At 73.1% G+C, this 12,729-nt stretch carries 14 protein-coding genes; 6 read left to right on the top strand and 8 right to left on the bottom strand.

All coding sequences use genetic code 11. From position 1 onward, the window contains the following. Nucleotides 1-32: 32 nt before the first annotated feature. Nucleotides 33-950: an alpha/beta fold hydrolase gene (locus ACIQR3_RS33960; RefSeq protein ID WP_403544853.1), complete on the bottom strand. Its 918-nt coding sequence runs from the start codon at nucleotides 948-950 to the stop codon at nucleotides 33-35. 165 nt (nucleotides 951-1,115) lie between these two features. Between ACIQR3_RS33960 and ACIQR3_RS33955 the strand changes: the two genes are divergently transcribed. Continuing rightward, nucleotides 1,116-1,460: a hypothetical protein gene (locus tag ACIQR3_RS33955; protein WP_403544851.1), complete on the top strand. Its 345-nt coding sequence runs from the start codon at nucleotides 1,116-1,118 to the stop codon at nucleotides 1,458-1,460. Nucleotides 1,461-1,503: 43 nt separating this feature from the next. On the opposite strand, the gene ACIQR3_RS33950 is transcribed toward ACIQR3_RS33955, so the two are convergent. From ACIQR3_RS33950 to ACIQR3_RS33940, 3 genes are all read right to left on the bottom strand, one after another. Then, nucleotides 1,504-2,103 (bottom strand): MarR family winged helix-turn-helix transcriptional regulator, encoded by a 600-nt coding sequence (locus ACIQR3_RS33950; protein ID WP_403544849.1) that lies wholly within the window; start codon nucleotides 2,101-2,103, stop codon nucleotides 1,504-1,506. A 234-nt stretch (nucleotides 2,104-2,337) separates the two neighbouring features. Further along, nucleotides 2,338-2,787: a hypothetical protein gene (locus tag ACIQR3_RS33945; RefSeq protein WP_403544847.1), complete on the bottom strand. Its 450-nt coding sequence runs from the start codon at nucleotides 2,785-2,787 to the stop codon at nucleotides 2,338-2,340. Between the two features lie 145 nt (nucleotides 2,788-2,932). Then, a complete protein-coding gene (locus ACIQR3_RS33940; RefSeq protein ID WP_403544845.1) occupies nucleotides 2,933-3,973 on the bottom strand; it encodes an RNA polymerase subunit sigma in 1,041 nt (346 codons plus the stop codon). 256 nt (nucleotides 3,974-4,229) lie between these two features. Here ACIQR3_RS33940 and ACIQR3_RS33935 point away from each other — a divergent pair, with 256 nt between their 5' ends. From ACIQR3_RS33935 to ACIQR3_RS33925, 3 genes are all read left to right on the top strand, one after another. Further along, nucleotides 4,230-4,964, top strand: a complete 735-nt coding sequence (locus tag ACIQR3_RS33935; protein ID WP_403544843.1) for an alpha/beta fold hydrolase — start codon at nucleotides 4,230-4,232, stop codon at nucleotides 4,962-4,964. 187 nt (nucleotides 4,965-5,151) lie between these two features. After that, nucleotides 5,152-7,089, top strand: a complete 1,938-nt coding sequence (locus ACIQR3_RS33930) for an N-acetylmuramoyl-L-alanine amidase (RefSeq protein ID WP_403544841.1) — start codon at nucleotides 5,152-5,154, stop codon at nucleotides 7,087-7,089. 66 nt (nucleotides 7,090-7,155) lie between these two features. Further along, on the top strand, nucleotides 7,156-8,514 hold the full coding sequence (locus tag ACIQR3_RS33925) for an NAD(P)/FAD-dependent oxidoreductase (RefSeq protein WP_403544839.1): 1,359 nt from the start codon (nucleotides 7,156-7,158) through the stop codon (nucleotides 8,512-8,514). On the opposite strand, the gene ACIQR3_RS33920 is transcribed toward ACIQR3_RS33925, so the two are convergent. The 3 genes from ACIQR3_RS33920 to ACIQR3_RS33910 all read right to left on the bottom strand — a co-directional run bounded on the left by ACIQR3_RS33920 (nucleotide 8,504) and on the right by ACIQR3_RS33910 (nucleotide 10,154). Further along, nucleotides 8,504-9,112: a hypothetical protein gene (locus tag ACIQR3_RS33920; RefSeq protein WP_403544837.1), complete on the bottom strand. Its 609-nt coding sequence runs from the start codon at nucleotides 9,110-9,112 to the stop codon at nucleotides 8,504-8,506. The two genes, ACIQR3_RS33925 and ACIQR3_RS33920, sit on opposite strands and share 11 nt — an antisense overlap. 157 nt (nucleotides 9,113-9,269) lie before the next feature. Continuing rightward, a complete protein-coding gene (locus ACIQR3_RS33915; protein ID WP_403544835.1) occupies nucleotides 9,270-9,500 on the bottom strand; it encodes a hypothetical protein in 231 nt (76 codons plus the stop codon). A 219-nt stretch (nucleotides 9,501-9,719) separates the two neighbouring features. After that, on the bottom strand, nucleotides 9,720-10,154 hold the full coding sequence (locus ACIQR3_RS33910; protein WP_403544833.1) for a cupin domain-containing protein: 435 nt from the start codon (nucleotides 10,152-10,154) through the stop codon (nucleotides 9,720-9,722). A 218-nt stretch (nucleotides 10,155-10,372) separates the two neighbouring features. Between ACIQR3_RS33910 and ACIQR3_RS33905 the strand changes: the two genes are divergently transcribed. Continuing rightward, a complete protein-coding gene (locus tag ACIQR3_RS33905; RefSeq protein WP_403544832.1) occupies nucleotides 10,373-11,212 on the top strand; it encodes a sigma factor in 840 nt (279 codons plus the stop codon). On the opposite strand, the gene ACIQR3_RS33900 is transcribed toward ACIQR3_RS33905, so the two are convergent. After that, entirely contained in the window at nucleotides 11,101-12,102 is a 1,002-nt protein-coding gene (locus ACIQR3_RS33900) for an RNA polymerase sigma-70 factor (RefSeq protein ID WP_403544830.1), read from the bottom strand. The genes ACIQR3_RS33905 and ACIQR3_RS33900 overlap by 112 nt on opposite strands. A 275-nt stretch (nucleotides 12,103-12,377) precedes the next feature. Between ACIQR3_RS33900 and ACIQR3_RS33895 the strand changes: the two genes are divergently transcribed. Then, nucleotides 12,378-12,644 carry a WhiB family transcriptional regulator gene (locus tag ACIQR3_RS33895; protein WP_403544828.1) on the top strand — a complete coding sequence of 89 codons (267 nt, stop codon included), beginning with the start codon at nucleotides 12,378-12,380 and terminating at the stop codon, nucleotides 12,642-12,644. Nucleotides 12,645-12,729: the final 85 nt, after the last annotated feature.

Below are 12,729 nucleotides of genomic sequence, written 5' to 3'. Positions count from 1 at the left end.
TCACTTGTGACACCTCCGGGGGCGGCTCGGGGTCAGGCGCCTCCTTCCAGCACACCGTGTGCGCGCAGGAACGACAGGACTTCGGTGGTGAACCGGGCGGGGCGTTCGACGTGTGCGAGGTGGCCGGTGCCGTCCAGCAGCGTGAGGTCGGCGGCGGGCAGCGACTCGGCCAGCAGGCGGGCCCAGCGCGGTCCGCAGATGAAGTCCTGCTGTCCGGCCAGCACGAGCGCCGGTGCGGTGATGGCGGGCAGGTCGGCGCGGACGTCGAAGGGGGCGCCCTGCCCCCGGTTGGGCTCCGCGTACATCCGCAGCGACCGGCGGGCGGGCCCGAACTCCGCCTCCCGGCCCCAGTAGTCGAAGACGTAGGCCGGCATGATCTGCCGCAGCACGGCGGTGGCGCCGGTGTCGGTCATCAGGTCCAGACGGGTGGTGAGGGCGGCGACGTAATCGGTCACCTCCGGATGGCCGGCCGCGTGCCGCGCCACGAACCGCTCCATGCCGGCGACCGCCGCCGACCAGAACTCCCCGTCAGCGACCGGTGAGGTGTCGTACAGCACGAGGGCGGCGAGCCGGCCGGGGTGGTCGAGGGCGTACCGCTGGGCGACGAAACCACCGTGCGAGTGGCCGAGGAGGGTGACGTGCGGCAGCTCCAGGTGCTCGACCAGGTGATGCAGCAGACCCGCGTAGGTGGCCACGGTGTACTCACGTGGATCGGGCAGCCGTCCGGACCGGCCGGTGCCCACCGGTTCGACGTAGACCATGGTCAGGTGGTCCTCCAGCCCGGCCATGCGCAGATACTCCCAGCCGATGCCCGGGCCGCCGGAGTGCGCGACGCAGACCGGTCCCGAACCGGCGACGTGGTAGCGCTGTTCGACGCGGGCGAGGCCGTGCGGAACGGTGATCGAGTGGGTGCCGGGGGACAGGGCCGACGGCTGGGATGAGTGCTTCACACTGTCCGATGATCCGGCCAGGGCATCGGCACATCAAGTCAGGACGGCACAAGTGATCACACTGTTACGGGATGCGTCACGTGGAAACGCAGCGTAGATACCACCGTGTGCCTCTCTCGCGAGCGAGAGATACGATGGTGTGAGTTTCGACCGGGGAGTTCACCCATGGATCCGAAGGACGAGGCCGAACGCGGCCTGACGGACATACAGAACTACCTGTACTGGGATTCCCATCGCCGGGCCGCTCACCACCGCGCCGCGCGGTTCGCCGCCCGGGTGCCCGGACTGAGCGAGGGACAGCGGGCCGACATCGAATGGTGGTACGTGGAGGAACAGCTCGGGGTGTCCCGCACCATCACCGAGCACCTGACCGACCAGATCGCGATGGTGGAGGCCCTGCACACCCAGCGCTACGCCCGGCTGCGCCGGTTCGCCGGGGTCGCGCTGGCGGCGCTGGGGGCGGCGGTGATCGCCCTGGGCGTCGGTCTGGTCCTGGTGGCCTCGGGGTGACCGCGCCGGTGCCGCGCGGTCCCCGCGGTACCGGGGCGGCCGCTTACTCGGCCGTCTCCAGCGCGAGCAGCAGCTTGCGCAGCGCGGTCACGACGGCGCCGCGCTCCTCGGGGCTGAGCACGGACAGCAGTTGACGCTCCACGGCCAGGTGGCTCTCCAGACGGCGGTCGAACTCCCGCCGGCCCTGCTGGGTGAGGGTGACCAGGGAACGCCTGCGGTCGTCCGGGGAGGCGGTCCGCACGATCCAGCCGTCCCGCTCCAGCCGGTTGAGCCGCCCGCTGAGGCCGGCCGACGAGATGACGAGGGAACGCATCAGCTGCCCCGGTGTGAGCGCGTTGCCGGGGGCCGCCCGGCGCAGCGTCCGCAGCAGGTCGAAGTCCCCGACGTTGGTGAGGGCCGGACCGGGCTGGCGGCGCAGCCGCTCCACGAACAGGTCCTCGGCCAGCCGGGCCGCGCGCAGCAGCCGCGCCAGCACCGCGCTCGACGACACGTCCACCCCGGGCGGCTGCCCCTCCCACTGCCGCAGCAGGACGTCCGCACTGTCACCCGGCTGCGCCGGCGGGTGCGTCGGCGGGGCCGGCCGGAGCGGCTCGGCGGCCTCCGTCGGCGGGGGCGGGGACGGACGCTCGTGCGGATCGTTCACATCCACCAGTATGGTCCGTTGTGGGCGTGTTCTGACCGAGCCGGCCGCACACTCGACACAACATTGTTACGGGAGTCGGGTGTGCGTCGCCACGGGTGGCTTCAAAGGGTGTCATGTGCGGTAGAGTCGACGTTGTCGCACTCTCTCCAGAGCCGAGCGGGTGCTGCGGCCCCGGACGTTCTCCCGATCCCCCGTGAGCCGGCGTCCGGGGCCATCAGCCCGTCGGCCGCCTGTTCAGGGACACTGGGCACGGTAGAGGCCCCGGCCGGTACGGCGGACCCGGGAGGCACCGACGAGCCGGTCCAACGTGCTGCGGATCGCGTTGACACTGCCGCTGTCGGTGGCCCGGCCGAGTGCCACCGCCACGTCACGGGCGCGCACATCGGTGTCACCGGCCTGCGCGAGGCAGTGCAGGATCTGCTCGGTCAGCCGGCCGTACGCACGCTCCGCGCCCGGCTGTTCCTCCCGTGCCGCGCCCGTCGGTTCCTGCCGCACCGTGTCGGACGGTTCCTCCAGTACCGCTTCGAAGGCGCCCAGGGCCCGCTGCACGGAGGTCAGATGGGCGAGGACGGCGGCCAGCTCCCGTTCCAGCGCCCGCTTCTGCCACTCCAGACGGCTGAGATCCTCCTGGAGGCGCTCAGCGGTGCTCTCGATGGTGCGTGCCGCGCGAGATGCCGGAACCATGTCTCCCTCTCATCGTCGCCGCTTCCTGTCCCAGCCCCTCCTGTCCCCACGAGGAAGACGCAGTGATGGACGGGTGAAAACGTGTCCGTCAATTGTTGCCACTGTTGTGGGCAGAGCGCAACGGGTGGAATCGGTCCGGGCCGCCTCAGCCGTCCCGCGCGCCGCGCTCGTCGACGGGGAAGCGGGAGCGGTTCCAGGACCGCAACTTGTCGGGGTTGAGCACGGCCCAGACCTCGGTGACCTGGTGACCAGAGACGTCGAAGCTGATGACGGCGGCGACCCGGGCGCGGTGCCGTACCACGATCGCGGTGCGGCCGTTGGCCCGGCGCAGGTGGAGGGTGGTGCGCGGGCGGGGCGCGAGGAGGGTGAGGAGAGTACGGGTCACATGGTGTTTGCCGTGCACCGGGCGGGTCAGGGCACGGACCTTGCCGCCGCCGTCGAAGAAGGCGGCGGCGTCCGGCGCCAGCAGGGCCGCCAGCCCGGTGGCGTCGGCCGTGGCACAGGCCCGCCGGACGGCCCGGACGACACTGTCGTGCTCCCGGTCCTCCGTGGGGCGGGCGCGGCGGGCCCGCAGGCTGTGCCGGGCCCGGTCGGCGAGTTCGGCGCACGCGCGCGGTGACCGCCCCACGATGTCGCCCACCGCCCGGGGCGGCATGGCGAAGACGTCGTTGAGGACGAACGCGGCCCGTTCCGCCGGGGAGAGCGTGGCCAGGGCGCCGAGCAGGACGCCGCTGATCTCCTCGGTCAGGGCCGGGTCGGGCCGCGGGCCGGCCGGCCCGTCCGCCCTGCCGCCGACCGCCGCGGACCCTGTATGCGCAGACCCTGTATGCGCGGATCCCGTATGCGCGGATCCCGTATGCGCGGGGGACGGACGCCGCCACGAAGGAAGCCCGGACAAAGGGTGTTCCGGCGAAAGATGCCCGGGCGCAGGGCGTTCGGACGGAGCGCGTCCGGCCGAGGCGAGCCGGGCCAGGCAGATGGTGCCGGTGGTCCTGGTCAGCCAGGCGCGCGGCTCGGCGACGGCCGCCCGGCGGGCGTCGGTCAGGGCGTACCACCGCCGGTAGGTCTCGGTCACGGCGTCCTCCGCCCCGGCGGCGGTGCCCAGCATCCAGTGGGCGACGTCGAGCAGATGCCGTCGCTCGTCGAGCAGCTCCGCGATCGGTACCGCGCCACCGGTCTCGCCCATCGAGTGGTCCTTCCTCTCCCGGGACACCACACCGCCACCAGCGCTGTCGGCCGCGGTGCCCTCCGCAGAGCAGACCGGACACGCACGGATCATGTGACATCCGGGCACGGCGCGTGGTTGCTCTCGCACCGTGCCCGGTACGACCGCGCGCCCGTCGGCAGCCCCACGGGCCGGACCGTCGGTGCAACACAGTGTGACAAGATGCGGTGCCGCGCCCACGTACGAGGCGCCACCTCCGATGAAGGAGTGCACAGACATGCCCGCGATCCTGATCCACGGCGTCCCCGACACCCACCACGTGTGGGACGGCGTACGCCGGCACCTGACCCGGACCGACGTGGAAGCCTGGGACCTGCCCGGCTTCGGCGCCCCGCGCCCGGCCGGTTTCGGCTCCACCAAGGAGGAGTACGTCGACTGGCTGATCGAGCGGCTGGAGCGGGTCGGTGAGCCGGTGGACCTGGTCGGTCACGACTGGGGCTGCATCCTCAGCCTCCGCGTCGCCTGCCTCCGTCCCGACCTGGTCCGCACCTGGGCCGGCGGCAACGGGCCGGTCAACGCCGGGTACGTCTGGCATCCGTTGGCCAAGATCTGGCAGGACCCGGTCGAGGGCGACCGCTTCATGAGAGAACTGCGGCCGGAGTCCTTCGCCCAGGACCTCGCGGCCGGCTTCGACGTGCCCGCGCACCTGGCCGAGGAGACGGTGGGCCGGGTGGACGAGCCGATGAAGGACGCCATCCTCAAGCTGTACCGGTCCGCGGTCACCATGGGCGCGGAGTGGGAGGCGGGGCTGTCCGCCGTCCCGGCGCCGTGCCTGGTCTTCTGGGGTGCCCTCGACCCGGCCTGCCAGATCGAGTTCGGGCGCCGGCTCGGCACCTCCCTGCACGCCTCGACGGTGATCGAGATGGACTGCAACCACTGGCCGCCGCTGCAACGGCCCGCGGAGGTCGCCTACCTCCTGGAGAAGCACTGGAGCGCGCACCAGGGCGCCTGAACACCGGTTGATCCGTACCGCACCTCGGTACCGGCAGGCGTCTGGTACGTTCAGTGTGCAACGGTGTGAACTCCCGGCGCGCCCACCGGAATTGGCGGCCGTGGACCGCTCGCGGCCGCCCTCCGCCGGCCTGCCCCACACCCTTTGACGGTGACGTCAACCGACTCTTTCGACAGTGGGACTTCAATTGACAGACAAGACACCTTCCCACCGCAGGCGTGCCCTGCGCCGACGGCCCCTCGTGCTCGGTGCGGCGGCCCTGGTGGTGGCGGGGGCGATAGCCGTCCCCGTGGTGGCCCAGGCGACCCAGGACACCCCGGCCCAGGACACCGCTCTGCAACGGATGTTCACCGAGGCGGCCGAGGACTACCACGTCCCCCGGGAGGTGCTGATGGCCGTGGCCTACCAGCAGTCGGCCTGGGAGACGCACCAGGGTGAGCACAGCGCCTCCGGCGGTTACGGCCCCATGCATCTGACCGACGTCACCACCGGCATGCTGACCGGCGGGGCGGCGGGCATGGCCGGCCGCGCGGAGGCGCGCGCGCTCGCCCGGGACAAGGCCCGCCACACCCTGCGCGACGCGGCCGGGCTGACCGGCCTGTCCGCCGCCGAACTGCGCGCGGACCCGGCCGCCAACATCCGCGGCGGGGCGGCGCTGCTGGCCTCGTACCAGAAGCAGCTCGACGGCTCGCTGTCCGACGACCCGGAGGACTGGTACGCGGCGGTCGCCCGCTACGGCCAGGCGACCGACCGGCGCGGCGCCGCCGCCTACGCGGGCCGGGTCTTCGCCACGATGCGCCACGGCGCCGCTCGCGAGACCTCCGACGGGCAGCGGGTCCGGCTCGCCGCCGACTCCGCCGTCACACCGGCCCCCGCGCAGCTGGACGCGCTGGACCTGCCCACCGCGACGGACGCCGGCACCGAGTGCCCGGCCACCCTGGACTGCGCGTTCGTGCCGGCCCACCCGTCGAACGGGCAGGTCGCCGACCGCCCGGCCAACGGCACCGTCATCGACCAGATCGTCATCCACGACACCGAGGGGTCCTACGCGTCCGCCATCGCCACCGCCCAGCTCGCGGGCACGGCCTCGGCGCACTACGTGATCCGCTCCTCGGACGCCGCGGTCACCCAGATGGTGCCCACCAAGAACATCGCCTTCCACGCGGGCAACTACGTCACCAACATGCACTCGGTGGGCATCGAGCACGAGGCGTTCGCCGCGCACGGCGCCACCTGGTACACCGAGACCCAGTACCAGGCGACGGCCGAGCTGGTGAAGTACCTGGCCGCACGGTTCGACATCCCGCTCGACCGCCGGCACATCGTCGGCCACGACAACGTCGTCGGACCCAACTCCGCGCTGGTGTCCGGCGTGCACTGGGACCCGGGCCCGTACTGGGACTGGGAGCACTTCATGGACCTGCTCGGCGCCCCGGTCCGGGGCGCGCACGGCGTCGGCGGCGTCGGCACCGCCGTGACCATCGCACCCGGCTTCACCCACAACCGGAACACCGTGCGGATCTGCCCGTCCGACGACCCGACCGGCGCCACCACCGAGTGCACCGACACCACCCGGGCGACGAACTTCGTCTACCTGCGCACCGCGCCCCGGGCGTCCGCGCCCCTCTTCGGCGACCAGGCCCTGCACCCCGCGGAGCCCGGCACCACCCGCATCAACGACTGGGGCAGCACCGCCCAGGCCGGGCAGCAGTTCGTCGTCGCGGGCCGCCAGGGCGACTGGACCGCGATCTGGTTCAGCGGCACCAAGGTGTGGTTCCACAACCCGCACGGCCGCAACACCGTACCGGCCCGCGACGCCACGATCGTCACGCCGGCCGGCACCGGCCCGGTGCCGGTCTACGGCACCAGCTACCCGGACGCCGCCGAGATCCCCGCCGGTCTCTCGCCGTCCACCCAGGCACCGTTGAGCATGTACACCGTGCCGGCCGGACAGGCGTACGTGGCCACCCCCGTCCCCCGGCGGACCACCGACTACTTCCCGTCGGCCGCCACCAAGGTCGTCTTCGGCGCGAAGAAGATGTACACCATCCAGTACGGCCACCGCACGTCGCTGGTCTACGAGAACGACGTGACCGTCGGCTCCCGTACGCACAGCGGGCACTGACACCCATGTCACACCGAGTGGCACCGACCGGTCTAGGAAGGTGAAGCCAAGAGAACAGAGGACACCGTGCGTGAGATTGTGATCGTGGGTGGCGGTTACGCGGGTTTCTACACCGCGTGGGGCCTGGAGAAGAAGGTGCGCCGGGGCGAGGCACGGGTCACCGTGGTCGACCCCCGTCCGTACATGACGTACCAGCCGTTCCTGCCCGAGGTGGTCGCCGGATCGGTGGAGGCCCGGCACGCCGCGGTCTCGCTGCGGCGCCACCTGCGCCGCACCCGGCTGATCGCGGGCTCGGTGACGGAGATCCGCAACAGCGCCCGCACCGTCACCGTCCGCCCGGAGTCCGGGCCGTCGTTCGACCTCCGCTACGACGTGCTGGTGGTGACGGCGGGCGCGGTCACCCGCACCTTCCCCATCCCGGGGCTGCACGACCACGCGTACGGACTGAAGCACGTCGAGGAGGCGGTCGCGATCCGCGACCGCCTCCTCACCTCGTTCGACCGCGCGGCGAGTCTGCCGCCCGGCCCCGAACGCGCGCGGCTGCTCACCGTCACCGTCGTCGGCGGCGGCTTCTCCGGCGTGGAGGGCTTCGGCGAGCTGCTGAGCCTGGCGACCGCGCTGCTCAAGCAGTATCCGGAGATCGGCCCCGAGGAGCCGGCCTTCCACCTGGTCGAGGCGCGGGGCCGGATCCTGCCCGAGGTCACCGACCGGCCCGGCGCGTGGGTGGTGCGGTCACTGGAGAAGCGGGGGGCCCGGGTGCACCTGGACACCCAGCTGGTGTCGGCGGAGAACGGCCATGTCCGGCTGTCGGACGGCACCGCGTACGACTCGGGCCTGCTGGTGTGGGCGGCGGGCAACGCCGCCAACCCGATCGTGCACAACCACACCGACCTGCCGGTCGACGAACGCGGCCTGCTCACCGTACGCGCGGACCTGCGGGTCAGTACGGACACCGGGGTGGTGGCGGACGTCTGGGCGGCCGGCGACGACGCCTCGGTGCCCGACCTCGCGGCCGGCCGGCCGGGCGCCCGTACCGTGCCCAACGCCCAGCACGCCGTCCGGCAGGGCAGACTGCTGGCGAAGAACATCGTGGCGGCGCTGCGCGGCCGGCCCGTCAAGGAGTACCGGCATCGCAGCCTGGGTGTGGTGGCCACGCTGGGGATGGGCCGTGGCATCTTCCAGTACCGGTCCCTGGTCATCAAGGGTTTCCCGGCCTGGCTGATGCACCGCGGCTATCACGTGCTGGCGATACCGAGCTGGGAGCGCAAGGCACGGGTGTTCGCCGTGTGGGTGACCGCCGCCCTTTACGGCCGGGACATCGTCTCCCTGGCCTCGGTGCAGCACCCGAGGGAGGCTTTTGTCTCGCACGGCGAACCACGTCGCGCGGAGGAGCCCCCGGTGCGCGAGGACCGGCTCACTGCTTGACCGCGCGGTACAGACCGCGCCCGACCCGGCGCACCCGGGAGCTGCCGACCAGCCGGTCGAGCGTGCTGCGGACGGCATTGATGCTGCCGCTGTCGGTGTCGCGTCCCAGCGCGGACGCGACATCTCGGGCGCGGACGTCGGTACCCGCGTTCTCCGCGAAGTACGCCAGGATCTGCTCCGTGAGCTTGCCGTACGACTTCCCGGCTTCGGAAGAAGCGGAGGAAGCGGAGGCGGGAGCGGAGGAAGCGGTAGCGGCGGTGGCGGCGGGCGACGGGGTGGCGGCGGGTTCGGGGGCGGGGGGACCGGAGTCGGCGGGGCCGGCCGCGGACCGGCCGCCGGCGTCCTCGGCGGCCGTCTCGGGCGCCGGATCCACCGGGGGTGCCGGCACCGCCGCGGGTGCGGGGGCCGCGGCCGGGGAGGTGCCGGGCAGCAGCGCCTGCAGGGCGGCCAGCGCCCGCTGCACGGAGTCGAGGTGCGCGGTGACCGCGGCGAGTTCTCTCTCCAGCGCCTGCCGCTGGATCTCCAGCCGGGCCAGGTCCTCCTGGAGGCTCTCGGCGGTGTTCTCGATGTCGCGAGCCGTCGGGGTCACGGAGACCATGCGTTCCTCTCGTCCTCAACCCTTGTCCGGACAGAACCGCCCGATGTGCCGGTTCCGTCATCCTGGCCCGGCACCGGGGGATGCTACCCGGACATCATATGCGGCGGCCCACACCGGGCGGGGACGGACCGGTGTGGGCCGTGTGTGGAACACACTGTTATGGACGACGTGTGGCCGGCTCCTCGTCCGGGGACGCCGCACCGTCGGTGGGCGCGGCCACCGAGCGGCGCAGCCGGCTGAGGGTCTCGGAGACCGCGTCGATCCGGGCGTCCACCGTGCCGATCGCCTCGCGGAGCAGGTTCAGCCGCCCTTCGAGCAGGGCGGCCTCCGCGGCGAGCGACGCGGTGGCGGCGGCGGGATCGGCCGGCCGGTCAGTGCTGCGCGGCATCCTCCCGGCCCTCCTCCCCTCGCGCCGGAAGCCCGCGGACGGGCGTCTGACGTGCGGCTGCGGTCCGGGCGGTGGCCGCCCGGACGCATCGGCCGACGGGTGTCCCTGCCATGCTCCTCCTCCTTCGCTGCGGGGCCCGGGCGGACACCGCCGCAAGCCGTTGACACCGCATTGACCGCGCAGTGGGGGAGCCTGTGACAGCCGTCCGGAACCGCCTGGTTACGGCAGTGCGCAGCCCGGGTCGGGGGCGTCCTCGGAGAACGGGGCGCCGTGCGGCAGCACGTAGAGGACCTCCAGGACGACGTTGTCCGCGCCCCGGTTCTGGCCGATGTGCACGTGGTCCGCGCCGGCCGGCTCCTTCAGGAAGCTGCCCTTCTTGTACACGCCGTCCGAGGCGCAGGTGGCGTCGAAGTGGCTCAGCGTCCCCTGCCGGACGTAGGCGTACAGAGTGCCGTCGTGGTAGTGCCAGCCGGTCGCCTGGCCCGGCGGGATGGTGATCTCGCGCAGGACGTAGTCCCGGCCGGCCTCGGACCACTGGGCCAGCACCGTCCCGGTGACGCCGGGGCCGCCGGGGGTCGCCTGGGCGGCGCCCGGGACGAACGAGAGCCCGGTGACCGCGGCCCCGACCGCCACGGCACGCAACATGGTGCGCATACTGATTCCCTTCGGAAAGACGCGTGTGCGGCCGGACGCCCGGGGTAAGGGAGACCGCGAAGGGGCGGCCCGCGCACACGACACACTGAATTGCCATTAAGTGTGACCGGGTACGACGTGAGTGTGTGACAGCGTTTCAGGTGCGGGTGCGGGGGGCGGTACGCCACCGCGGCGGCCGGGAGAGGCCGAAGGGCCGTTCCGGAACGGAAGGAGGCGGTATGGAACCCGTCGGTGACACCGTGCCGATCGCGGAGCTGCTCGACGAGCGGCGGCACCTGGTGGAGGTCGCCCGGTGGATGCTGGGCAGCCGGGTCGCGGCCGAGCGCGTCACCGACGAGGCGTACCGCCAGTGGTACCGGCTCGCCGAGCGGCAGCGGGCCCGGATACCGGCGCCCCGGGCCTGGCTGACGCGGGTGGTGGGCGGCCTCGCGCTGGCCCGGCTGGCCCCGCCCGGCACCGGCCGCCCCGAGCCGCCGGAGCCCGCGCCGCCGCGCGAGCAGCCGTACGCCGGTCTGCGGGACGCGGCCGACCGGGCGCTGCTGCGGGCGCTGGAGACCCTGTCCCCGGCCGAACGGGCGGCGTTCGTGCTCAACGACGTCTTCGGGGCGCCGGCCGCCGGCGGCCGCGCGGCCCGCCCGGACCCGGTGGAGCGGGCCCGGCACAGCCTGCGCGCCCGCACCGCCCGCCCGGCCCCGCCCCGCCGGCAGCACGAGCTCGCGCACGCCCTGCGGCAGGCGTGCGCCGACGAGGACGCCGGGCGGCTGGCCGCCCTGCTGGCCGACGACGTCACCGCGTTCTTCGACGGCGGCGGCAAGGTCCGCGCCCTGACCGGCCCGGTCACCGGCCGCGAGCGGGTCGCCCGCAGCCTGCTGACCCTGCTCGCCGGGCAGCCGCGCACCACCTTGCGGGCCTGCCCGGTCAACGGCGGCACCGGCCTGGTGGCCCGCTACGACGAGACGGTCGCCGCGGTCGTCACCCTCGACGTGGCCGGCTCCCGCGTCGTCCAGGTCTGGGTGGTCCTCAACCCCGACAAACTGCGCTCCTGGAACCGCCCCTGACGGGTGGCCAGGTAGGCGGCGAGCTTGCCCGGCTCGAAGACCCACATCACCTGGTGGATGCCCCGGCAGGTGGCCGCCACGGTCATGAAGGTGGCGGGCCGGCCGTCCCGGTGCAGGACCACCCCGGCGCGCCCGTTGGCCAGTACCGGTTCCACCTCGACCGTGGGCCAGAACCGCGGGTAGGCGGTGGACAGGTTCGCCACCCGGGCCCGGCCCAGCACGGGCACCCGGGCCGCGCCCCGCATGCCGTTGCCGTCGGACAGGCTGACCGCGTCCGGCGTGAGCAGTTCCTCCAGCGAGGCGGTGTCCCCGCGCCGGGCGGCGGCCACGAAGGCGTCGAGCAGCTTGCGGTGCTCGACGGCGTCGACGCTGTCGCGCTGGTCGTCGGTGAGGTGTCTGCGCGCCCGGCTGACGATCTTCCGTACGTTGACGGGGCTGAGTCCCAGGATGCGCGCGATCTCGGGGTAGTCGTAGTCGAACGCCTCCCGCAGCACGTACGCGGCGCGTTCGGTCGGCGGGAGCTTCTCCAGCACCAGCAGCAGGGCCAGTTCGAGCGCCTCGGCGCGTTCGGCGCCGGCCTGCGGGTCGTTGCTGGTGTCGATCGGCTCGGGCAGCCACGGACCGATGTAGGTCTCGCGCCGGACCCGGGCCGACTGGGCCACGTTGATGGCCAGCCGGGTGGTGGCGCTGGACAGGAACGCCACGGGGCTGACCACGACGGACCGGTCGGTGCGCTGCCAGCGCAGCCACACCTCCTGGACCACGTCCTCGGCCTCCGCCGCACTGCCCAGCATGCGGTAGGCGATGCCGAAGAGACGGGGCCGTAGCTCTACGAAGACGGAGACGGCCTCGCTCAGGTCGCCTCCCACGGTGGACGCCTCTGGATGCATGGTCCTTGGGTCTCCGTTTCTGTGTTGCCGATGTGTTCACGGAGGCGGCCGGCGGGGCGGGACCGGTGTCAGCGGTGGTGGCGCGGTCACCTCCGTCCCAGAAGACCGAGGGGCCGGACGGTTCGTAACAGGTGCGCGCCGACTTTCTCGACGGATTCACCACACCATCGATTGACACCTTTTGCCGTCGTCTTTCGTGTCACACCCACGTCGATCGTCCGGTCTTCCCGGATACCCCCCCACAGTGTCCGTTTCCCACACCGGAGGTGTTCCACATGGACTGGCGTGACCTGGGCCTGTGCCTGCGCGAGGACCCTGATCTCTTCTTCCCGATCGGCAGTGCCGACAGCGGCCTGTCGGCCGTGCAGACGGACGAGGCGAAGGCGGTCTGCCGGCGGTGCCCGGTGGCCGAGCGGTGCCTGGCCTGGGCCGTCGAAGCGGGGCCCGTCGAGGGCATCTGGGGCGGTACGACCGAAGGGGAGCGCCGCGCCCTGCGCCGGCGTACGGCACTCGGCCCGGCCCGGACGATGACGGCCGCGTGAGTGAGCACGGCCGCGTGTGGGGGGGGGGGGGGGGGGGGGCCCCGCCCCCCCCCCCCCCCCCCCCCCCCCCCCCCCCCCCCCCCCC

The organism is Streptomyces sp. NPDC090994, assembly GCF_044768905.1.
In the GTDB taxonomy this organism is placed as follows: Bacteria; Actinomycetota; Actinomycetes; order Streptomycetales; family Streptomycetaceae; genus Streptomyces.
The sequence above is the reverse complement of the archived record's forward strand: the minus strand, read 5'-3'. Positions and strand labels throughout refer to the sequence as shown.

Coding starts and splice junctions, on each gene's coding strand:
- ACIQR3_RS33955 (WP_403544851.1), top strand. CDS start 1,116: ATGGATCCGAAGGACGAGGCCGAACGCGGCCTGACGGACATACAGAAC.
- ACIQR3_RS33945 (WP_403544847.1), bottom strand. CDS start 2,787: ATGGTTCCGGCATCTCGCGCGGCACGCACCATCGAGAGCACCGCTGAG.
- ACIQR3_RS33940 (WP_403544845.1), bottom strand. CDS start 3,973: ATGGGCGAGACCGGTGGCGCGGTACCGATCGCGGAGCTGCTCGACGAG.
- ACIQR3_RS33935 (WP_403544843.1), top strand. CDS start 4,230: ATGCCCGCGATCCTGATCCACGGCGTCCCCGACACCCACCACGTGTGG.
- ACIQR3_RS33920 (WP_403544837.1), bottom strand. CDS start 9,112: ATGGTCTCCGTGACCCCGACGGCTCGCGACATCGAGAACACCGCCGAG.
- ACIQR3_RS33915 (WP_403544835.1), bottom strand. CDS start 9,500: ATGCCGCGCAGCACTGACCGGCCGGCCGATCCCGCCGCCGCCACCGCG.
- ACIQR3_RS33910 (WP_403544833.1), bottom strand. CDS start 10,154: ATGCGCACCATGTTGCGTGCCGTGGCGGTCGGGGCCGCGGTCACCGGG.
- ACIQR3_RS33905 (WP_403544832.1), top strand. CDS start 10,373: ATGGAACCCGTCGGTGACACCGTGCCGATCGCGGAGCTGCTCGACGAG.
- ACIQR3_RS33900 (WP_403544830.1), bottom strand. CDS start 12,102: ATGCATCCAGAGGCGTCCACCGTGGGAGGCGACCTGAGCGAGGCCGTC.
- ACIQR3_RS33895 (WP_403544828.1), top strand. CDS start 12,378: ATGGACTGGCGTGACCTGGGCCTGTGCCTGCGCGAGGACCCTGATCTC.